Origin of the sequence: Enterococcus sp. DIV2385, from assembly GCF_051711925.1 — a bacterium.
GTDB lineage: Bacteria > Bacillota > Bacilli > Lactobacillales > Enterococcaceae > Enterococcus > Enterococcus faecalis.
Genome location: NZ_JBIONV010000001.1, coordinates 2255782 through 2275924 on the forward strand (window position 1 = coordinate 2255782; position 20143 = coordinate 2275924).

At 39.2% G+C, this 20143-nt stretch carries 22 protein-coding genes and 1 riboswitch; of the genes, 5 read left to right on the top strand and 17 right to left on the bottom strand.

What is annotated here, in order from left to right; translation table 11 throughout:
• The first annotated feature begins 29 nt into the window (after nt 1-29).
• Nucleotides 30-1391 carry an MFS transporter gene (locus IGM04_RS10890; RefSeq protein ID WP_002382490.1) on the top strand — a complete coding sequence of 454 codons (1362 nt, stop codon included), beginning with the start codon at nt 30-32 and terminating at the stop codon, nt 1389-1391.
• Nucleotides 1392-1441: 50 nt separating this feature from the next.
• On the opposite strand, the gene IGM04_RS10895 is transcribed toward IGM04_RS10890, so the two are convergent.
• Entirely contained in the window at nt 1442-2632 is a 1191-nt protein-coding gene (locus IGM04_RS10895) for an MFS transporter (protein WP_086317990.1), read from the bottom strand.
• A gap of 144 nt (nt 2633-2776) precedes the next feature.
• Here IGM04_RS10895 and IGM04_RS10900 point away from each other — a divergent pair, with 144 nt between their 5' ends.
• Complete coding sequence (locus IGM04_RS10900; RefSeq protein WP_002356348.1) at nt 2777-3133, top strand: winged helix-turn-helix transcriptional regulator; 357 nt, start codon at nt 2777-2779, stop codon at nt 3131-3133.
• Between the two features lie 93 nt (nt 3134-3226).
• Here the strand turns inward: IGM04_RS10900 and thiD are convergent, their stop codons facing one another.
• The 8 genes from thiD to galE all read right to left on the bottom strand — a co-directional run bounded on the left by thiD (nt 3227) and on the right by galE (nt 10743).
• A complete protein-coding gene (gene thiD / locus IGM04_RS10905) occupies nt 3227-4057 on the bottom strand; it encodes a bifunctional hydroxymethylpyrimidine kinase/phosphomethylpyrimidine kinase (protein ID WP_002367225.1) in 831 nt (276 codons plus the stop codon).
• Nucleotides 4054-4689, bottom strand: coding sequence for a thiamine phosphate synthase (gene thiE / locus IGM04_RS10910; RefSeq protein WP_016616051.1), 636 nt, complete (start codon nt 4687-4689; stop codon nt 4054-4056). Before thiE ends, thiD begins: the two co-directional genes overlap by 4 nt.
• The gene (locus IGM04_RS10915; protein WP_002397896.1) at nt 4686-5504 is read right to left on the bottom strand and encodes a hydroxyethylthiazole kinase; all 819 of its coding nucleotides are present in this window, start codon (nt 5502-5504) and stop codon (nt 4686-4688) included. The genes thiE and IGM04_RS10915 overlap by 4 nt, the downstream gene beginning before the upstream one ends.
• Nucleotides 5488-5976 carry an energy coupling factor transporter S component ThiW gene (thiW, locus tag IGM04_RS10920; RefSeq protein ID WP_002356342.1) on the bottom strand — a complete coding sequence of 163 codons (489 nt, stop codon included), beginning with the start codon at nt 5974-5976 and terminating at the stop codon, nt 5488-5490. Before thiW ends, IGM04_RS10915 begins: the two co-directional genes overlap by 17 nt.
• Nucleotides 5977-6116: 140 nt before the next feature.
• A riboswitch (TPP riboswitch) is annotated at nt 6117-6205 on the bottom strand.
• Nucleotides 6206-6352: 147 nt separating this feature from the next.
• The gene (locus tag IGM04_RS10925) at nt 6353-6667 is read right to left on the bottom strand and encodes a YbaB/EbfC family nucleoid-associated protein (RefSeq protein ID WP_002385681.1); all 315 of its coding nucleotides are present in this window, start codon (nt 6665-6667) and stop codon (nt 6353-6355) included.
• Nucleotides 6668-6687: 20 nt separating this feature from the next.
• Nucleotides 6688-8448 carry a DNA polymerase III subunit gamma/tau gene (gene dnaX, locus IGM04_RS10930; RefSeq protein WP_002384047.1) on the bottom strand — a complete coding sequence of 587 codons (1761 nt, stop codon included), beginning with the start codon at nt 8446-8448 and terminating at the stop codon, nt 6688-6690.
• 71 nt (nt 8449-8519) lie between these two features.
• Nucleotides 8520-9770 carry a UDP-glucose--hexose-1-phosphate uridylyltransferase gene (locus IGM04_RS10935; protein ID WP_179189144.1) on the bottom strand — a complete coding sequence of 417 codons (1251 nt, stop codon included), beginning with the start codon at nt 9768-9770 and terminating at the stop codon, nt 8520-8522.
• Nucleotides 9751-10743, bottom strand: a complete 993-nt coding sequence (galE, locus tag IGM04_RS10940) for a UDP-glucose 4-epimerase GalE (protein ID WP_010824854.1) — start codon at nt 10741-10743, stop codon at nt 9751-9753. Before galE ends, IGM04_RS10935 begins: the two co-directional genes overlap by 20 nt.
• 267 nt (nt 10744-11010) lie before the next feature.
• Here galE and IGM04_RS10945 point away from each other — a divergent pair, with 267 nt between their 5' ends.
• Nucleotides 11011-11178 carry a DUF3042 family protein gene (locus tag IGM04_RS10945; RefSeq protein WP_086317988.1) on the top strand — a complete coding sequence of 56 codons (168 nt, stop codon included), beginning with the start codon at nt 11011-11013 and terminating at the stop codon, nt 11176-11178.
• 162 nt (nt 11179-11340) lie between these two features.
• Here the strand turns inward: IGM04_RS10945 and IGM04_RS10950 are convergent, their stop codons facing one another.
• The 8 genes from IGM04_RS10950 to IGM04_RS10985 form a co-directional block, all read right to left on the bottom strand.
• The gene (locus IGM04_RS10950; protein ID WP_086317987.1) at nt 11341-13179 is read right to left on the bottom strand and encodes an FAD/NAD(P)-binding protein; all 1839 of its coding nucleotides are present in this window, start codon (nt 13177-13179) and stop codon (nt 11341-11343) included.
• A gap of 13 nt (nt 13180-13192) precedes the next feature.
• Nucleotides 13193-13543, bottom strand: a complete 351-nt coding sequence (locus tag IGM04_RS10955) for a DUF488 domain-containing protein (protein ID WP_002359411.1) — start codon at nt 13541-13543, stop codon at nt 13193-13195.
• A gap of 121 nt (nt 13544-13664) precedes the next feature.
• On the bottom strand, nt 13665-14063 hold the full coding sequence (locus tag IGM04_RS10960) for a rhodanese-like domain-containing protein (RefSeq protein WP_002356334.1): 399 nt from the start codon (nt 14061-14063) through the stop codon (nt 13665-13667).
• A 15-nt stretch (nt 14064-14078) separates the two neighbouring features.
• A complete protein-coding gene (locus IGM04_RS10965; protein WP_002356333.1) occupies nt 14079-15050 on the bottom strand; it encodes an ROK family glucokinase in 972 nt (323 codons plus the stop codon).
• Nucleotides 15051-15269, bottom strand: coding sequence for a YqgQ family protein (locus IGM04_RS10970; RefSeq protein WP_002356332.1), 219 nt, complete (start codon nt 15267-15269; stop codon nt 15051-15053).
• Between the two features lie 17 nt (nt 15270-15286).
• Nucleotides 15287-15997 (bottom strand): rhomboid family intramembrane serine protease, encoded by a 711-nt coding sequence (locus IGM04_RS10975; protein ID WP_002362481.1) that lies wholly within the window; start codon nt 15995-15997, stop codon nt 15287-15289.
• Between the two features lie 10 nt (nt 15998-16007).
• Nucleotides 16008-16550 (bottom strand): 5-formyltetrahydrofolate cyclo-ligase, encoded by a 543-nt coding sequence (locus IGM04_RS10980; protein WP_002394065.1) that lies wholly within the window; start codon nt 16548-16550, stop codon nt 16008-16010.
• Between the two features lie 87 nt (nt 16551-16637).
• Complete coding sequence (locus IGM04_RS10985; protein WP_002356329.1) at nt 16638-17408, bottom strand: alpha/beta fold hydrolase; 771 nt, start codon at nt 17406-17408, stop codon at nt 16638-16640.
• Between the two features lie 164 nt (nt 17409-17572).
• Here IGM04_RS10985 and IGM04_RS10990 point away from each other — a divergent pair, with 164 nt between their 5' ends.
• Both IGM04_RS10990 and IGM04_RS10995 read left to right on the top strand, forming a co-directional pair.
• Entirely contained in the window at nt 17573-18148 is a 576-nt protein-coding gene (locus tag IGM04_RS10990; protein ID WP_002356327.1) for a DUF805 domain-containing protein, read from the top strand.
• 89 nt (nt 18149-18237) lie between these two features.
• Nucleotides 18238-19803: a hypothetical protein gene (locus IGM04_RS10995; protein WP_179189143.1), complete on the top strand. Its 1566-nt coding sequence runs from the start codon at nt 18238-18240 to the stop codon at nt 19801-19803.
• The last annotated feature ends 340 nt before the right edge of the window (nt 19804-20143 follow it).

Consider the following 20143-nt stretch of genomic DNA (forward strand, 5'->3'; position numbering starts at 1 on the left):
GAAAAAATGAAAACTATAGAGGTGATTAAATGGAACAAAAAAACGTACGATTATTCCCTGCCGTTTTAGCGACAGGAATTATGTCTTTTGCTGGCGTATTAATTGAAACAGCAATGAATGTAACCTTTCCGACATTAACAAAGGAATTTGGTGTTTCCACCGGTACCGTGCAGTGGGTGACAACGATTTATTTATTAGTTATTTCTATCATGGTGCCCTTATCCAATTATTTATTAAAAACCTATTCGTTAAGACGCTTATTTATTGTTGCGAATCTTTTCTTTTTGATTGGTTTAGCGATTGATGTCTATTCGCCATCTTTCAGTATCTTGTTATTAGGCCGACTCTTCCAAGGGGCTAGCACTGGGATTGCTTTGCCACTGATGTTTCATATTATTTTGAACTTTACCCCGCTGGAAAAACGAGGAACGATGATGGGGGTAGGCACATTGACCACTTCAATTGCTCCAGCCATTGGTCCAACGTATGGTGGAATCTTAACATCTTCCCTGTCTTGGCACGCCATCTTTTTATTCTTAATTCCTATTTTACTGCTTTCTTTGTTTATGGGCTTATCTGCTATTCCAGAAATACCTGTTAAAAAAACCACCACTCTTGATTTGGTTAGTTTAATTGGTATTGCCCTGTTATTTAGTGGTTTGTTGATGTTTTTAAGTAAAATTGGCACATTGTTTGGCTGGCTTTCACTTCTGGCAGCCGTTATTGGCTTTGTTATTTTTTATAAACGAGCAACGACCGCTGAACAGCCACTAGTACGTTTGACAATTTTAAAAAATCCCGCTTTTGTTTTATTTTTATGTGGCTTTTTAGTTTGTCAATTCTTATTGTTAGGTATTTCCTTTGTCTTACCAAACTTTGTTCAAATCGTCCTTGGAAAAAATGCGTTTGTAGCTGGGCTAGTCATGCTGCCAGGTGCTACAGTTGGGGCCATTTTGGCACCACTTTCTGGACGAGTGTTGGATCAATACGGCGCTAAAAAACCTATATTATTTGGCTTAAGTTTGGCGACAATCGGTTGGCTAGCTTTAACAATTTTACTAGAGATGCCTGTTTTATTAGGATTCGTCGCTGGACATGTTACCTATATGATTGGTCTAGGTTTTGCATACAGTAATATGATGACGACTGGTATGAGCTTGTTAGAGGAGAAAGATTTTGGCGACGGCAATACGTTATTTAATACACTTCAACAATTTTCTGGCGCTATTGCGACGGCCATTGTAGCGACGATTATTAATATCGCTCAAGACCACGCAGATAATTTTGCTCAGGGGACAACGATGGGCTCCCTCATTTCTCTGATTTTCTTGTTAACCTTATTAGTAATTGTTTTAATTGCTTGCTGGAATTATTTCCGCAAAAAAGCTTAAAAAAAAGCAGCTGGTCAGTTCCATAGTAACCAGCTGCTTTTTTTAGTTTTCTAAAGATAGTTGTTTTTTTGTTCTTCTTGCTTCCGAATATAAAGTACGAACAAGACAGCAATTAGTACGATAAAACCACCAAAAATCGGTGTATATGTTACTGATAAATGATCTGTGACCACCCCACCTGTCATTGAGCCAACGGTAATCCCAATATTAAAGGCTGCAATATTAAAAGCTGAGGCCAAAGTGATATCTTTTGGAACATACTTTTCCGCTAATTCTACAACATATAGTTGTAAACCAGGTACATTCATAAAGGCAAATAGACCCAACATCAAACTTGCTAATAAGCCTAGAAGACTGTTATCCATTAAAACAGTAATGAATAAAAAGACTAAGGACAGAATTAATAAGCTAAACATTTTTACTAACGAATCTAAAGGTTTTTTATTTGCCCAGTGACCACCTACTGTATTGCCAATTGCGACCATTACGCCATAAACAACTAAAATAATCACTACCGCGTTGGCTGAAAAGCCTAAATTTTCCAATAACGGTGACAAGTACGTATATGCAGCAAACGTTCCACCATAACCAAAAGCAGTAATTAGAAAAGAGAAAACGAGGGGTTTGTTCGTAAAAATCCGCGTGATTCCTTTTAAGTCAACCTTCCCTGGTATCGGTAAATTTTTGGGAACTAAAAAATAACTAGCAATCAGTCCCACCAAGCCAATACTGGCTATAAAAAGAAAGGACATATGCCAAGCTGTTTGTTGCCCAATAAACGTCCCTAAAGGTACACCAGTCACTGTTGCAACCGTTAAGCCCGTAAACATAATAGCAATGGCGCTGGCACGACGTGATGGCGGCACAACATCTGCGGCGATGACAGTCGAAACAGACATGAAAATGCCATGCGCCAATGCAGAAAGTATCCGCCCTGCCAATAAAATAATAAACGTTGGCGCAAACGCAGCAATTAAATTCCCACTAATGAAAAGAAGCATAATCCCCAGCATTAATGAGCGACGATTCCATTTTCCTGTCAAAATTGTTAATAACGGCGCCCCAATCGTCACACCTAAAGCGTACAAAGAAACAGTCAAACCTGCTTGGGAAAGACTAATATGAAAACTTTTAACAATCATTGGTAATAAACCCACACTAATAAATTCTGTTGAACCGATTGCGAAAGCATTGATAGCTAATGCAAAGAGCGTTAAATTTGGTGAAATTTTCTTTTCCATTCTCTTCCTCCTAAAAAACATTTGAATTTCAACAAAAATTACTATATACTAAGATTGAATTTTTGATAAGTACCTACTTTTTTGTATCATAGGTACCTTTTAGTAACTTTTGTTTATTATCAATCTATTAAGGAGGAATGTTTTTTGGAAACTCGTACATATGCGATTGGTGTCGAAGCAACGATGGATGTTATTGGCGGTAAATGGAAACCAATTATTCTGTGTAATTTACGGCACGGTGCCATGCGCCCCAGCGATTTAAAACGCGGCATTACTGGCATTAGTCAAAAAATGCTGACACAACAATTACGGGAACTCGAAGAAGACAACATTATCGAGCGGAAAGTTTACAACCAAGTTCCACCAAAAGTCGAATATTATTTAAGCGATTATGGTCAAAGCCTCTCTGCTGTCTTAGATAACTTATGTAATTGGGGAGAATCCCACGTGGCTCATTTGCAAGAACAAGGCCAAGAAATTTATTTAAAATGTGAAGATTAGTGAACAAAACGTTTATAAACTATATCAAAAAAGAGCTTTAAGCTATTTAAGAGCCTGGGGAAAAATCTAAAATGATTTTTCCCCAGGCTCTTCTTATGCTTTAATAACTTGAATATCTTGCGTTAATTGGGCCCAATGATTAGTAGGTCCATGACCATGTCCAACAGAAATTGCTTGGCTAATGGCCCCTTGTATAAACTGTTTGCCAATCACAATCGCCGCTTCTAACGGCGTACCTTTTGCTAATTCGGCTGCGATACACGCTGAAAAAGTATCTCCTGTTCCATGAGTATTTTTCGTTACAATTCGTGGTGCACTTAGCCAAAAGCTCGAACCGTCTTCCATTAACACATAATCAGCCGCTTGTTGATTTGTGCTATGTCCGCCTTTCATAATAATATTTTTTGTGCCCAATTGCTGTAATTTTTTTGCTGCGGTCTGCATTTCTTGTTCTGTCTTGATGGTCGTCTCTAGTAAAACTTCCGCTTCTGGTAAATTAGGTGTCACGACCGTTGCTAATGGCAACAGTTGCTCTTTAATTGTTTGAACTGCCTCGGCTTCTAACAAATGATGTCCACCTTTAGCCACCATTACAGGATCGACAATCAACGGACCAAAATCAACTTTCTGCAAATTGCGAACAACAGCTTCGACACGCTCACTATCTGCTAACATCCCCGTTTTCGCTGCCCCAATTTTAAAATCAGCCGCCAGTGATTGGAATTGTTCATCAATAAATGAACTAGGAATCGGTAAGCTATCTTGCACGCCATACGTATTTTGTGCCGTCAATGCAATGACAATATTTAAACCAAATGCCTGCCGCGCTTGAAATGTTTTTAAATCTGCTTGCATGCCAGCTCCCCCACCAGAATCAGAACCAGCAATCGTGACTACTTGTGGGGTCAAATTATATTCGGTCATTTTCTCGCCTCCAACATTCGCTCCGTTACACGCATCAACCCTTGAACTTTCTCGGCTATCTGTTCAGCCAGCATAATTTCACTGACCAGTGAAACACCAGCCACTCCCGTTCCCATAAGTTGTTCTATATTTTCTTCTTTGATCCCACCAATCGCCACAACAGGAATCGTGACTGCTGCAGCAATTTCAGAAAGTGTCTGCAAAGAAGTTAACGGACTGTCCTTAGTCGTTGTGGGGAAAATTGCGCCCACGCCTAAATAATCGGCGCCCTCGTTTTCCGCTTCAACTCCTCGTGCCACCGTTTTGGCTGAAACACCTACGATTTTTGTGGACCCAACCAGTTTTCGCACAAGAGCAACCGGTAATTCATCATCCCCTATATGCACACCTGCCGCATCCACTGCCAAGCAAATATCGACACGATCATTAATAATCAACGGAATCTGATACGCATCTGTTACCGCTTTAACTTTCACTGCTAATTCGTAAAAGCGCCGTGTTGACACTTCCTTTTCGCGCAGTTGGACCAATGTCACTCCACTGCGACAAGCAGTTTCAATTCGTTTTAAAAATTCAGTATCACTAAAATCATACCGTCCTGTCACCAAATAAACTTTCAATTGCTCTCTCATAGCACTCGTCCTTTCACCGCCTCAAACCAATCCTTCTCCTTCATTAAAAGAGATAACTGATTTAACGTATTTTGGCGAAAATCGGCCAGCCCTTGGCTCTTAGTCTTGGCTTTTTCTCCGCAAAGATTAAAATAGCTCACTGCGGCTACTGCCGCAGTCATTGGCGCGTTGCCTTCACCTAATAAAGCGGCAACTAATGCGCCGACTAAATCGCCCGTGCCAGTGAAACAATCCAACTCAGGAACACCATTTTGTAAGACAATCACTTGCTCTTGGCTAACCAAGACATCTTGAATCCCTGTTGCTAAAAATACCGTCTGGGGAAACTTTTGCGTTTGTTGACGTAAAGCCTGAATCAGTTCCTCAATTGCTTCTTCACTTTGATCCAAAGGGCTGCCATCCACTCCTCGGCCATGACTCACCAACTGGCAAAAAGTCCGCATTTCTGAAAGATTCCCTTTCACAACGGTTGGCTGATTGTGCACCAGCTTTTCCCCGACTTCATTTCGAATATCACTGGCGCCATAACCGACTAAATCGACTACGGTCGGTTTATTCACTTGCCGAGCATAATCACTAGCTGCTAACAAGCTTTGCTCTCGTTCTTGTGATAAATGGCCTAAATTCAAAACCAAAGCACTGGTTTGCTGAAACAACTGCGGAAATTCCCGGGGATCATCTGCCATAATGGGCTTAGCATCAATATAAAGTAATGCATTCGCCATAGACTCACACGTAATTTCATTCGTAATGCACTGAATTAATGGTGCCGTTGTCAGTGGAAAAATCGTTTCAAACTTAACGCTTGTTTTCATAAAAGTACCCTCCCAAAAATAATTCCTGTGTTTGTTTAAATACCCGAGTTTCTTTCAGTTTTACTAAGACAAGCCAAGCAATCACTGAACCAATCAGTGTGGCACCAATAAATCGTGGTGTATAAATGAACCAATAAAAATTCTGCTTACTGCCAGTAAACCAAACCATTACAGGATAGGACAATAACGAGCCAATGATGCCTGTACCAAAAATTTCTCCTAGCATCGACCAGCCTAATTTTTGTCCCCATTGATAAAATAAACCAGCAAAAAACGCGCCAAAGACGGCACCTGTTAACGCTAATGGCGGAATACCTAAGAACGTCATACGGATTAAGCCGCAGACAAGTGCCATGAGCGTTCCGTAAAGAGGACCTAATAAAACTCCGGCAATAATGTTCATGACACTGGACATAGGGGCCATTCCCTCAATTCGCATTAACGGCGATAATACGACGTCCATCGCAATCATTAAAGCTAGTAACGTAACTCTGTGGATTCGATTTTTTTCCACGTAAAAAAACTCCTTTCTGCGAGAAGCAAAAGGAGGCGCGACTGAAAAAGACAGAAAAACCCAACCACAAATAAACGTAGTTGGGTGCAATAATCGGTCAAAATTTCAAGACATTTCCCTGCGCCAGTCCTAACTGTTTCAGGTTCCATGGGTATAATCTCAGCTAATAGCACCCCAAATGTTTCTCTTCAATTGGCTTTAGTATAGCATAGTTTTTTGGAAGCGACTACTAAAATTGCCAAAGAGTTTTCCCACAAAAACAGAAAAAACGTCATGCCCAAAAAGTTCGATTTTTTTGGCATGACGTTTTTCATACTTTCGTTTGTCTTATTTTTTAGAATCCTGGCATTCCTTTGGTATATTTGCCTAAAGTCGCTTCAGTTTCTTTTTCAATTTTTACTAACGCATCGTTGACAGCCATAATGACTAAATCTTGTAACATCTCAACGTCTTCAGGATCAACCACGTCTTCTTTAATGGTCAAATCTTTCATTGTGCGATCACCAGTAAAGGTCGCTGTCACAAGTTGATTGGTGGCTTCGCCGATAAATTCTTTTTCATTTAGCGCTTCTTGCGCTTTGGCCATTTCTTTTTGCATTTTTTGTACTTGTTTCATCATGCCTTGCATGTTGCCCATTCCTCGCATCATAATTCCTCTACTCCTTCGTATTAATCATCTAGTACTTCGACAAGCTCTTCACCAAACATAGCGATTGCTTCATCTACTACTGGATTTTCTTGTGAATGTTCATTTGTTACAGGCGGTTCGTCCGCTAGACGAGCCATTTCATTTTCAGGTTCAGAATGATTCAAACTGCCCTGATTTTGGTTAATAAAACTTTGTCTTAGTTTTGGCCAGCTTTCTCTAGTAATGCAGACCATCTCTGGTGTATAGTCCATCAAACGGCTTAAATTATTATTGAAAGCTAACTGCATCTCTTCATCGTCTGTTGCACGAGCACAAACAATCTCATAGTCAAATGCCACCACGATGCCCTTAGGACTCGCTGCGACAGGTTCACTAGCTTTGAGCATCGCTCGTTGAGTCACAGATAATGTTTGCAGTAAGTCTTCCCAGACATTTTTTACATTCATTAAATGTGTTCTAGTCGCTTCGTTTAGGACTTGATATACGCGTTCTGTGGGTACGCGGAACGAACTTTTTGACGCTTGTGGTCGTGCTTGTTGACGTGGCGCATCTGCTTCTTTAGCAGCTACACCGTGTTTCTTTAATTCAGCCAGTTCTTTCTTCAGTTGCCCGATTTGATTTTGTAAATCTGCTAATTCTGGGTTTCCCTCTGCACTACCATCTTGATTAGCTGTTTCTGGCGTGTTGTGTTTATTGGGTTGCACCGTTTTAGCTAATTTGACAGTGGCTACTTCCAGATAGATATTCGCATTGTTGGTAAAGCGGATCTCATTTTGTGTGTCACTTAAAATTTGGATTAGTTGGTAGATTTTTTCAGCAGGTGTTTGTGTAGCTAGTTCCTTAAATGCTTCTGTCAAAGTTCCTGCTTTTTCTGCTAATAACTTCGGTGCTTGCTGATACATCAGCAAATCTCGACAATATAATAACAAATCTTCTAAGAAACGGCGCGCTTCTTTGCCTTCGCCTAAAATACTTTCCAAGCCTTCTAATGCTCGTTCAACATCACCGGCGACACAACACTGAATATAATGATCCATCATTTCATAGGTTAGGCTGCCTGTCACTTGCATTGCATCTTCCAGTGTTACTTTTTCATCACTAAAGGAAATCGTTTGATCCAAGATACTCAAGGCATCTCGCATCCCACCTTCCGCAGCACGCCCAATCACATAAAGGGCTTGTTCCTCATAATCGAGAGCCATTTCCTGCATGATATGGGCCATATGATCGACGATATCTTGCGTACTAATTCGCTTAAAATCAAAGCGTTGCGTCCGTGAGATAATCGTTAACGGAATCTTGTGTGGTTCAGTCGTTGCTAAGATAAAAATAACATTTTGTGGCGGTTCTTCCAAAGTTTTTAAAAGTGCATTGAACGCGCCTGTTGATAGCATATGAACTTCATCAATAATATAAACTTTGTACTCGGCTTGTGTCGGTGCATACTTTGCTTTATCACGAATATCACGGATTTCTTCCACGCCATTATTACTCGCCGCATCAATTTCAATGACATCATTTAAACGACCTTCCGTAATGGCTACACAGGTTTCACAAACATTACAAGGTTCACCATCTTGACTATGTTTACAGTTAATCGCTTTAGCGAAAATTTTTGCGGCACTGGTTTTACCTGTACCACGAGGGCCAGTAAATAAATAGGCATGAGATGTTTTCTTTTGCACTATCGCATTTTTCAGTGTCTGAGTAATTGCTTTTTGTCCTACTACGTCATCGAAACGTTGTGAACGCCAGACCCGATAAAGTGCTTGATAAGCCATTTTTTACCCTCCCTTATTTTTCATTCTTATCTATTATACGTGATTTTTAGTCATTCGGCATCTTTTTTCTTTTAATGAGTCACTGGCGCAACCATTGCTAAAAAAGCCGCTTTTCCTTCACTTGTTTCTGCAAACGCACTGGCTTCTTTTAGTCGCTGTTGATACGCTGAAGCGACAGTTTCAAGCGCCTGCGTTTTCTGATTGCTCCAAGTCGTTAAACCTTGGACTTCCGCTAACGTTAACGAAGGCTTTGCTTGAGGTCGACTAAAAATTAAGTCCATGACATATAAAAGTTCTTTTCGTCGGGCAACGATTTGTATCTCATCCGTGGGCAGTTTCAGAATTTGCCATTGCTCAAAAATATCATTTGCGGCTTGGGCAACTTCTGACGCATTCGGTCCCTCTAGGCGAAATGTCGCAACTGGCCAATTCACCATTCCTGCGTTGATTAAAGGATAGTTAGCTAACTCAACATATTCTGAAATGCTCGCTTCGGCTAATGGAAATTGTTGCAAACCCGTTTGATAATAGACATGCTCATTTTGTTCAAAGTCAGCATCAATCCCAGCAAAATAATGAGGAAAGACCTCAACAATTTTCAACAATTGCTGAAAAGTCTTAATTGAACGTTTCGCTGACTGATGTTTTTCAAACGCAATCACACCTTGTTGCTGATATTGTGCCTGTTTTACAAAGGAAAACCCCCAGCTTTCGCCATCTAAGTTCATTCGAATCACTCGATGGTTCGTAGTCGCAGGAAATTGCTGACTTCCCTGGTAGCCTTCTGTTGCCATGCACCATTCACAGCGGGGATAGCTTTGTGCAGAGAGCGTTGCTTTTGGCGCCTCACTGTGGACCTTATTTGCTAAAAAATCACCATAGACTGTTGAAAAAACAACAGGTTCTTCCTGTTCAATGACCGTACCGTTTTTTTGACAAAGTTGGTAAAAGTACTCGGTAGCCTCTTGTGGCTCTTTGGCATAATGTTGTGCAAAAAAAGCATTAACCACAGAAGGTGGCGGTGTCAACAAATCCATCAATTGCACCATGAACTGTTCTTTTTGTTGCTCTGTTTTTACAAGTTGGTTGGCACTCGCAATTTGACACAATTGTTCCGCCAAATCAGCGGCGGGTGTTGCCACAGGCCGTATGTCTACTTCGCCTAATTCTTGTTCACCAATCATTGATAATAAACGGTTCTGAAGATATAAGCGATCCAACTCCATCCAACCACCTGCTTGAATAGCAAGTGTGGTAAAATCGGCAATCATTTGACTCGTGGTCATCGATTCATTCCTCCTATTACTTTTCTTGATATCCATGTGGATGAGCTTGGTGCCATTGCCAAGCGGTGGCGATAATGTCCTTGACCTCAGTTACTTCTGGTTGCCAGCCTAAAACTCGTTTGGCTTTTTCACTAGAAGCAATTAACGTACTAGGATCCCCTGCTCGGCGTGGCGCGATTGTCGCAGGGATTTCTTGACCTGTCACTTCGCGAGCAGCATCTAACATTTCTTTAACAGAATAGCCGTTGTTGCTACCCAGGTTAAAGACGTCACTTTCGCCGCCATTTTTCAAGTATTCTAAAGCCAAAATATGTGCTGCAATCAAGTCTTCAATATAAACATAATCTCGAATGCACGTGCCATCTGGTGTATCATAATCATCCCCAAAAATACTTAGCTCTGCTCGTTGGCCTAATGCCACTTGTAAAATAATTGGCACAATATGCGTTTCTGGCGTGTGATCCTCACCAATTGAGGCATCTTTTTTTGCTCCTGCAACATTAAAATAACGCAAAGCAACATATTTCATTCCATAAGCGTTGTCGCACCATTTCATGATTTTTTCCATCATTAATTTACTTTCCCCATACGGGTTTTTAGGATTCGTTGGGGTTTCTTCTGTAATAGGCATTGCTTTTGGTTCGCCATAAGTGGCCGCTGTGGAAGAAAAAACAATATGTTTCACTCCGAATTCTTGCATGACTTCCAAGGCAATTTGAGTGCCGTGAACATTGTTATTGAAATACATTAACGGTTTCTCCACGGATTCTCCTACTAAAGAATTGGCCGCAAAGTGCAACACCCCTTCAATTGATTCTTTTTCAAAGACACTACGTAAAAAAGCTTTATCACGAATATCGCCTTCATAGAAAGTCGCTTGTTCATGAACTGCTGAACGATGCCCTGTTAATAAATTATCAACAACCACAACGGTATAGCCTTTTGAAATTAATTGATCGACGGCATGTGAGCCGATGTAGCCTGCGCCACCTAATACTAAAATAGACATAAATACGCTCCCTTTTCTCTCTAATTTCTTTTTCTATTGTACCATTAAATAAGGTTTACTTCTGAATTATTTCATTTTGTAAACAGGATTTAATTTGGCCATTTCTCCTTATTCATTTTTCCTATAAAAATACAGAAAAGACTTGGTAAATTTTAACAAATCTCTAAATTAGTCGTAGAGTTTATGAAAAATCATTGTAACTATTGGATTTTTTTGCTTTTTTCCGTCATAATAGAAACAAATACAATTTGAAAGAAGGAATGAACGATGAAAAAATTTGTATCAGGTATGTTAGTCGGTACTGCTATCACAGTTGCTGCTTTAGCCAGTGTGGCTACAACTATTAAAAAAACAGTCATTGATCCAATTGAAGAAAAAGAAGATATGATTGAAGAAAACCGTAAAAAAGCGATGCGTAAACGTATTGCACGTTAAAAAATAGCTGTGACGTTGAGATAAAAAATCTAACGCCAAGAAATCAACAGGAGCGCTTCTGGCTCTGTTGATTCTCTTAAGCATAACAAGTGGTCATCCATCGCTTTGATGGATGACCACTTGTTATGCTTTCTTTTTTACCAAAGGAGCTGACTATTTTTCTTAACTATTAAAAATAGTAGCAGCAATCCGATCCATATCGCGCATATTCCAAGGATCCACACCAGGACGAGCTGCAGCGGCTGTTAACCAATGAATCCCTTCTGTTGGAATACCACAACTAAAAAGGCCTGTCGCCACCTGTCCATCTTTTGTGATGACTTGATTCGTGGCAGGCACAATCAAGAGTGCACCTGTTTTGACTATTTGACCATCGGCTAATGCTAGTTGATGGAGCGTAGCTAGCTTATCGGCTAATAACTGCCTTGTTAAAGGATTCAAACTTTTTTCATTATTGACTTTGGGAATGCGTGCTTCAATTAAAAAGTGACTATTATACCGATTTTCCGGAAACAAATTAGCATAAGTAATAAATTGACCCGCTTTCATTTCGACACGCATTTCTGGCCCCAGAATCGTGACTAATCCCAGTTCAACTAACGCCTGTAGCTCTTCTGTTCTTTCAACAGAAGGTCCCACCGACAAAAAGGTATTCAACGGGGTAAACCAGTGCCACAACCACTTCTGACTCTCGTCATTCGTTAATAACCCTTCATCCAAAACAAAGCGAATCTGATCTCTTAAATCTTTTAAACTGTCTAAAGCAGTGGTCAAAGGACCGCTAAGATTGCCTTTCTCTGCTTCTTGAATATCCCATTTTAAATACTCTAGTAAAAACGAACGAAAACTTTCATGAGTGGTTTTCTTTGTTTCAGGATGTTCTAACGCTTGCCAATCAAACCAATCTTGTTTTTCAAAGTGGGCTAAGCTTTCCGGCGCTCCCTTGGTTTGAATAAACAGCTGTTGAAAGGCCTCTTTAGAAAGATGCGGATATTTTTCTTCGATTAAGCAGGTGTAATACACATATTCCACTTCTTTTTTTAAATACCCAAAAAACTCTGCGCCTGTAACCTGTCCTTTTTTACGACATTCAGCTAAATACGTTTCGGTTAAAAAAACAGGCTGATAGGTTTCCCCGTAACCTTTTTGATTAATCCCTCGAGGATGAGAAGGAAAACCGCGACCAGAACCAGCAATAATAATAGGCTCTCTTCCAGAAGGTTCATAACGTAAGCGGCCATTTTGACGATAAAAAACACCCCCGCGGCCAATCGTCAAGGCAGATAAATAGTCAAAAAATGCCAAACCTAAGCCTTTTAACACAACGGGTTGTTTTGCAGGTATATTGGCAAGTGCCAATAAAGCATCCGCCGCATTTTTAGGAGAAGAATAAAACAAACGATGCTCCTTGGCGTAGTCCGCCAGCTCTTGTTCAACAGTCGTTAATTCATTTTCTTGGTGACCCAAAGCTAAAATTACTTTGTCTGCCGTAAACTCAATGGATTGAGTATACACATAATAGTTATCCTCTCCTGCCCGCACAGCAGTTACTGGCTCTTTAAAAAACGTCAGCGATGTTTGTTCGTTACACCGCGTGGCTAAATACGTATAAAACCATTTTTGGTACATGCCATAAAAAGCCCTCGAGCAGTGATCATTCGGTCCAAGGCGATGACATTCTTTCAACAACTCAAGATAATTATAGGGTTGTTGCTGTTGAATGTACTGCGCAGCTTCTGTTTGGGTCCATTCATAGAGAGTGGGGCCCTTGACAATTGGTCCTTCGCCACTAAAAGATTCATCTGTAAATAAAGTGACTTGACTAATCACGGTGTTCATTAATAAATAATTAGGTTGCTCTGCTCGCCAAATTTTCCCACCTGGACCGTATGGATCAAACAACGTGAGCTGAACATTTATTTCCGTTTTACGAGCCCATTCAATGACTCGTTCTGCAGCTGATAAGCCTCTGGGTCCAGCACCTACAATTGCAATTTTCATCCAATCACCTACTCTATTTTTCTAATAATTCTTTTAAGACAACCGCTTGATTATGCACTGTATCTTTCGCCCCATAGACCAGCGTGACTACTGGCTGATTTTTTACAATCGTCTGTAACTGCTTAAACGCTGTGGCAGTTGGCTCATGTTTCAATTCTTCTTGGTATTTTTGTTTAAACTCGGGATATTTATTTGCTTCATGATTAAACCATTTCCGTAGCTCTGTACTTGGGGCCACTTCTTTGAGCCATTCATCTAACTTTTCAGATTCCTTGGATTTTCCTCGTGGCCAAATACGGTCAACTAAAACACGGTAGCCATCTTGCTCTGTCGGTGCTTCATATGCTCGCTTGATTTGAATCATCTGCCTTCACCTCTTCTCTTTATTGTAGCTCAAAAAGTGAGGACTGACAAAAAGCAACATCTCTATTAAGCTTTCCTATACAAAAAGAGTTGGTCTCAATGAAGACCAACTCTTTTTGTTATTAACTATTTCTCTTTTTCACTTTCCCAGTCCAGCCATCATAGCCGCCTTTTAAAATATAAATATCAGTATAGCCATTTTTGCGTAATAAATTAGCTGCTCGGATACTTAAAGCTTTCTTCTGATCATAAAGATAAACAGGTTGATCCTTACGAAGAGAACCAATTGTTGTTTTTAACATGCTGTATGGCATGCTGCGCGCCCCTAAAATATGCCCAGCATCAAATGTATCTTTCTCACGAACGTCAATCACTTGTGCTTTACGCATTGTTTCTTTAAATTCTTCTTCCGTCAGCATTTTTGCTGAACGTTTCACCATAATTTTCAAATATAATTCATTGAATACCATCGCTAGTACAATAACTAGCAAAATGCCATTGATTACCCATAAAATACTCATTCTAAAAAGCCCTCTCTATTTCTCTTTTGAAAATTGTAATGCTAGTGAAGCGGCACCAATGACGCCGGCCTCATTACCTAGCTCTGCTAATTTGATTTTTGTACTATTTCGAACTTGTGGGAAAGTAAATTCTTGGAAATATTTTTCGACACGACTACGTAAAAATTCTCCTGCTGCAGAAACACCTCCACCGATAACCACGCTATCTGGATTTAACGTGTTACCTAAGTTTCCTGTGGCTAAGCCTAAATAGAAACAAACACGATCCACAACCATTAAAGCAAAATGATCGCCTTTTTCAGCAAATTCAAAAACATCTTTACTCGAAACATCTTGTCCATCATCAATCGCTTGTTTCAGTTCAGAGTCACCTGCAAATTCTTCTGATAAATGACGTGCAACACGAACGACACCAGTGGCACTAGAAACAGTTTCTAAACAGCCACGTTTCCCACAGGTACAGTCAAAGCCGTTAGGATCAACCGTCACATGCCCAACTTCACCAGCACAGCCAGCAACACCGTGGAGCAATTCTCCCGCTGCAACAATGCCTCCGCCGACACCTGTTCCTAAAGTAATAAAAATCACGTCGGGATTGTTTTCCCCCGCGCCTTTCCAACGCTCACCTAAAGCGGCAACATTGGCATCATTATCTAAGGCAAACGGAATTCCTAAAGCAGATTCGATTTGTTCTTTGACAGGCTGTACAGTCGTCCAGTTTAAATTATAGGCACCTACAACAGTTCCTTTTTCAATGTCGACACTTCCTGGTGTTCCCATACCAATTCCCACAAAATCTTCTTTTTTCATATTATAAAGATCTATACGGTGACGAATACTTTCAATAATTGATGGCACAATATGCTTGCCATCTTCTAAAATATTCGTTTCAATACTCCATTTTTGTTGAACAACGCCATCGGTTGTTAAAATAGCAAATTTGATGGTCGTTCCACCTAAATCAATCCCAATAATCTTCTTATCCATTTAGTCGATTCCTTTCTGCTTCCCTCTAGATTCTTCTATTCGATGCTCTCTTTGCAAAATATGCCGGGCCTGTAAATACGTATCTCGGTCTACCAATTGACCTTCATACAATTTTTTTAATTCAATCATCATTAACTCAATATCATAAATCCGTGCACCGACATAAATATACATCCCAAACTGTTTAAAAAGTTGTTGTACATCATATAACGTTTCCATACGAAAACACTTCCTTATTATACAGGTAAACCGTATTTTTTAAAACCCAATAACAGACAAATTACGACAAGAAAAATAAAAATTAACGTGGCCATAATTCGCTCGTGCTTATTAAATGCTTCTTCACGATTTGGAACAGCAAAAGCCGTCGCGACTAATAGTCCACCAATTAGACCGCCAACATGACCCATCATATCTACAGAGCTACTAAACAAGTTAAATAACAAATTAATCACAATAAACATTGAATAGCGTTGCACCATATACATAATCGCTGGATTGTCTCTAAAATGGCGTCCTAAAATAACAAATGCGCCGAACAAACCAAAAAGCGCTGTACTAGCGCCCGCTGAGACACTGTTGGGTGTCCCAAAGGCAAAACTGGCGATATTTCCAGCAATCCCACTCAATAAATAAATTCCCAAATAGCGCCAATGCCCATAAATTGCCTCAACCTGTGCGCCGATATAATAAAGAGTAACCATATTCAAAATAATATGCATAAACCCAATGTGAAGAAACATTGGCGTGATAAACCGCCAGTATTCATGATTTTGAGCTACCAGTGGACGAACCATTGCCCCCCAATTAACTAAGTTTAAAATATTTTCTGATCCTCCAGTTAATTCCAATCCAAGGAAAACAATGATTGAAATACCTAAAAGGGCATACGTAATGAACGGCTGATTTTTTAGCCGTTTCAATTTCATTTCTGTTTGATAATTCATTCCATTCCTCCTATTGTATAAATAATTGTTCGATTGGCTGATCAAACGCTTCTGGTTGCCATTGCTCATGGAGTTGTTCACTAAAAACTAAACTACATGAATGGCCCGAAAAATGTTCCAAATAACGATCATAAAAACCACCGCCGAAGCCTATTCGATAGCCAGCACGATTGAAAACAATCCCTGGCACAATCAATAAATCAATTGCTGTAGCTGTTATTTCTGCCGCTGTTAACGGAGGTTCTTCCACGCCAAATGCACTGGTGTCATAAACCGTCTCTGGAAAGACTTGATAAAAGTGCATTTTGCCTCCTTTAAATGTTCGCGGCACCGCCACTTGCTTGCCCTCTTGCATGGCCCGTTCGAAAATTGGCTGTGTTGATAATTCTAGCGGTAACGACCGAATCATTCCGATTGTTTGTGCTTGTTGCCATTGCTGACTAGCAAACAACTGTTCATAGAGACTTGATTCTTTATGTTGTTTAATTTCTGGATGTTGTTTTAGCCATTCCAGGGCAGTTAAGCCCACTTTTCTCAACTTATTTTTCTCCATGTACACCTTCAACCCCTTTTCTGTTAAGTTTATAGAAAGTGTTCTTAAAAAACAAGCTGATTCCCCTTTTCTCTTTGAAAAATCCCGTTATTTTTCTAACGTTTTTGACGCTTCTTTAAAAAAGTCAACAACCAAATCCATTGTTTCTCCTTTCACTAAATGCCGCTCACCGATTTCCGTTATAAATTGCGTATTTCTCGCATACGTTTTCCCAGACACTAATTGTTCAAAATCAGCCATGTCTTCATAGGGAATTTTTTCATCTTCCGTTCCATGCCAAAACAGCATCGGTCGTTCTTGTAGTCTTTCTGGCGTTTGTGATAAATCGTATTGATGTACCCAACTTAGCAACAGTGGCAAGTCTTTAGGTACAAAAATAGCAAATTCTTTCGCCCGTTGAATCACTCGCTGAATATAGCGCGCCGGATAGGGTGTTCCCATTAAGCAAGCGGCAGCTTGAATCTCAGGATGTTGGGTCATAAGAGCGCTGGTAGTAATACCGCCCATGGATACACCACCCACGCCAATCCAATTTTCTTTAATCAACCCTAATTTATGAAAATGATGGATAATTACTGGAAATTCAATCAAATTATATTGAATGCTACTCCAAAATGTAATCGATGGAATCGTGGAAATAGGTCCTGTTTTTCTTTCTCCATGGTTCATGGCATCTGGTAAAATGACCCGAAACCCCTCGTGTGCTAATTTTCTTGCTTGTGTTAAAGATAATTCTTTAGCTGATTGCCAACCATGATAGTAAACAATTAAAGGTAATGCTTCGTTTTTTTGCTCTTCTGTTGTCACTTCTAATGCTGGAATTTTTGCTATGTAGCGATGTCTAATACTGATTTTCATTCATGATTCCTCCATTATAAAATATCTTCTCTTATTTTACCGTTTTTTGATAAAACCTGCTCTTTATATGATTTATCAAAAAATCACAAAATATGCGAATTCGCATTTTCCTATTTTATTACTTTCCGTTATAATCATTTTATTAAATACAAAGGGGTGTTTTTATGGTTAAAATTGAGGAAAAAGGCAAAGTAACATTTGGACAAGCTTTTAAAGATTATTTTCGTGGATATGTTGATTTTAAAGGTCGGACCACACGTGCTGGTTATTGGTGGATGACATTGGTATTAAGCATTTTAGCACTTATTTTTTATATTGCCATTGTCGGCAAAGCTGTGTCAGCAATTTTAGCAGCTGAATATTTTGAAACCTATGATTTTGGAAACTTATTACCGTTAATGCTTTTTGCACTTGTTTTATGGTTAGCTTTATTATTACCAACGTGGGCAATGTGTGTACGTCGTTATCGTGATGCTGGGATGACAGGTTGGGGCGTGCTTGTTTTATATCTACTTTCTATTGCCTGTAGCTATACACAAGTTTTCTCTGTTATGTCAACACTGAAATATGATGTTCAAACAGATACTGTGATAACAGGTGGCAGTCCCGTCTTCTTATTTTTCACTCTTGTGATTAGTCTGTTTTTCTTCTTACTAACAGTCTTACCGACAGATAAACTAACAACAACTAGCCAAAATAGCGTCTTACGCTTCTTCTTCCGTTACAAAGAAGTGAAGTAAGGAAAAGTTTTAAGCCTTTCTTTTAAAAGAAGGGCTTTTTTCTTATTTTAAAATCTTTATGATAAAATAAGAACTAGTCTAGCTAAAAAATGGAAGGAGAAAATATGGCTACTTTTAAACGGATTCTGAATCTAGAAAATTATATTTTTACTTTTTTTATTTTATTTGTCTTTTACGGCGCAATTAACTCTCCCTATTCTCTGGTAAAAATTCTTTGGGAAAAGCCTAAGCACTTGCTTGTTTTACTTCCTCTATTAATTATTCTATTGTTGATTATTTATAAAAACAAAAAATTTCTTTACACTAAGATTCAAGCGCTCTGGCACTTAATAAAAACCCATGATCGTGTGGTTATTATTGGTAGTTTGATCAGTTTATTTTTACTGCAACTTTTACTCCTGACGCAGATTACTGTGCCGATTGGCTGGGATGTTTTTGACAACTTTCATAGTATTACCACTGAAAATAGGGATTATTCAAAAATCGTACTTTCTTTAAACCCCAATAACGAATTTTTCTTTTTCATGATGTATTACCTGAATAAATTTTTGCGTTTCATTGATGTAACAGGGAGCTGGAGCAATACTTGGTTTAGTTGGCAAGTGGTTAATTGCTTGTTTATTAATAGCAGTTTATTTCTCTTTTATCATGCCTCTAAACGTGTCTTTAATCCATTAACGGCCTTCGTTGCTTACAGTTTATTTTTTCTTTCTTTCGGATTGTCTCCATGGTTACTCACGCCTTATACAGATACGGCCGTCTTATTGTTCATCAACCTAGTCTTTTTTGCATATAGCCTTTTTGAGCAAGTTTCCCCTCCCTTCGTAAAATATTGTTTATTACTGTTTATTGGAATTGGCCTAGCTTGGTGTTTTTTAATGAAGCCTTCGTCTATTATCTTTTTTATTGCATTTAGTTGTATCAAAGTGCTGCAACTTCTTTTAGTAAATCGGAACAAACAGTCTATCGTAAAATTAACCGTGGTTGCTCTCTTTTTACTGACTGGTTTCGCCAGCGCATATTATAGTTTTCAATTTTTTGTGGAAAAACAAACGATTACGGAAATCGATAAAGAACAAGCCAAACCTTGGACACTTTTTGTAATGATGGGTTTGACTGGAACTGGCGGTTACAATGATGCAGATACACAAGCAGTAAATCAGTTGCCTACACAAGAAGCCAAAAAAGCTTATACCATAAAAATGATTCAAGACCGTTTAAAAAATAAAGGATTCTTCGGTTATCTCCGTTTTCTGGCTCAAAAAAATCGTCATAATACTGCCAATGGTGATTTTGACTGGGGTTGGGATGGCGGTGATTTAATCCCAGAAACACCTTCTAAAAATCGTTGGCAAGAACACTTGCGGTCACTGTATTATCCGCAAAATCAAAAAAGTAACTATCTACGAATTTATATGCATTTTTTCTATTTACTCACATTACTAGGTCTATTGTTCAGTATCCCTCTAAAAGATTCAAAAAATAACTACGCGATTTTAAAATTAGCTTTCATTGGAGCTATTCTGTATTTATTGCTCTTTGAAGGCGGCCGCTCTCGCTATTTAATCCAGTTTATGCCGTTTTGGTACTTGTTATCAGCGAGTGGTTGGCTGGGGTTGAGAGAGATTCGAAGATACAAAAAAATAGTAAAATAGAAAAGAGGATTGAGTTAAAAATGAAAAAAAGTTTACTGGGGTTGATTGTTTTTTTATCCTTACTGACCCTCACTTCTTGCAGAAATAAAGTGACCACAAAAGAGCTAATGGCAAACGAGTGGGCCGTAAACTCCAACGTTGATGAAGTAGTAATGATTGTATCATTCAGCGAAGATACCGCTACTTTCAAAATCAATACAGATGAACACACATCAACTGCAAAAAATGAGTTGGAAAAAGCAGGTGAAGAATTAGGTAAACAAATTGCAAATAAAATAGAATACAAAGTCAAATACCATCTAAAAAACAATCAAATTCGTTGGGAAAATGAAGGAAAAGA

What these genes read in the sequence shown, in the direction of transcription:
- IGM04_RS10890 (WP_002382490.1), top strand. Translation starts at nt 30, where the DNA reads ATGGAACAAAAAAACGTACGATTATTCCCTGCCGTTTTAGCGACAGGA.
- IGM04_RS10895 (WP_086317990.1), bottom strand. Translation starts at nt 2,632, where the DNA reads ATGGAAAAGAAAATTTCACCAAATTTAACGCTCTTTGCATTAGCTATC.
- thiD (WP_002367225.1), bottom strand. Translation starts at nt 4,057, where the DNA reads ATGACCGAATATAATTTGACCCCACAAGTAGTCACGATTGCTGGTTCT.
- thiE (WP_016616051.1), bottom strand. Translation starts at nt 4,689, where the DNA reads ATGAGAGAGCAATTGAAAGTTTATTTGGTGACAGGACGGTATGATTTT.
- IGM04_RS10915 (WP_002397896.1), bottom strand. Translation starts at nt 5,504, where the DNA reads ATGAAAACAAGCGTTAAGTTTGAAACGATTTTTCCACTGACAACGGCA.
- thiW (WP_002356342.1), bottom strand. Translation starts at nt 5,976, where the DNA reads ATGATTGCGATGGACGTCGTATTATCGCCGTTAATGCGAATTGAGGGA.
- IGM04_RS10925 (WP_002385681.1), bottom strand. Translation starts at nt 6,667, where the DNA reads ATGATGCGAGGAATGGGCAACATGCAAGGCATGATGAAACAAGTACAA.
- dnaX (WP_002384047.1), bottom strand. Translation starts at nt 8,448, where the DNA reads ATGGCTTATCAAGCACTTTATCGGGTCTGGCGTTCACAACGTTTCGAT.
- IGM04_RS10935 (WP_179189144.1), bottom strand. Translation starts at nt 9,770, where the DNA reads ATGGATATCAAGAAAAGTAATAGGAGGAATGAATCGATGACCACGAGT.
- galE (WP_010824854.1), bottom strand. Translation starts at nt 10,743, where the DNA reads ATGTCTATTTTAGTATTAGGTGGCGCAGGCTACATCGGCTCACATGCC.
- IGM04_RS10945 (WP_086317988.1), top strand. Translation starts at nt 11,011, where the DNA reads ATGAAAAAATTTGTATCAGGTATGTTAGTCGGTACTGCTATCACAGTT.
- IGM04_RS10950 (WP_086317987.1), bottom strand. Translation starts at nt 13,179, where the DNA reads ATGAAAATTGCAATTGTAGGTGCTGGACCCAGAGGCTTATCAGCTGCA.
- IGM04_RS10955 (WP_002359411.1), bottom strand. Translation starts at nt 13,543, where the DNA reads ATGATTCAAATCAAGCGAGCATATGAAGCACCGACAGAGCAAGATGGC.
- IGM04_RS10960 (WP_002356334.1), bottom strand. Translation starts at nt 14,063, where the DNA reads ATGAGTATTTTATGGGTAATCAATGGCATTTTGCTAGTTATTGTACTA.
- IGM04_RS10965 (WP_002356333.1), bottom strand. Translation starts at nt 15,050, where the DNA reads ATGGATAAGAAGATTATTGGGATTGATTTAGGTGGAACGACCATCAAA.
- IGM04_RS10970 (WP_002356332.1), bottom strand. Translation starts at nt 15,269, where the DNA reads ATGGAAACGTTATATGATGTACAACAACTTTTTAAACAGTTTGGGATG.
- IGM04_RS10975 (WP_002362481.1), bottom strand. Translation starts at nt 15,997, where the DNA reads ATGAATTATCAAACAGAAATGAAATTGAAACGGCTAAAAAATCAGCCG.
- IGM04_RS10980 (WP_002394065.1), bottom strand. Translation starts at nt 16,550, where the DNA reads ATGGAGAAAAATAAGTTGAGAAAAGTGGGCTTAACTGCCCTGGAATGG.
- IGM04_RS10985 (WP_002356329.1), bottom strand. Translation starts at nt 17,408, where the DNA reads ATGAAAATCAGTATTAGACATCGCTACATAGCAAAAATTCCAGCATTA.
- IGM04_RS10990 (WP_002356327.1), top strand. Translation starts at nt 17,573, where the DNA reads ATGGTTAAAATTGAGGAAAAAGGCAAAGTAACATTTGGACAAGCTTTT.
- IGM04_RS10995 (WP_179189143.1), top strand. Translation starts at nt 18,238, where the DNA reads ATGGAAGGAGAAAATATGGCTACTTTTAAACGGATTCTGAATCTAGAA.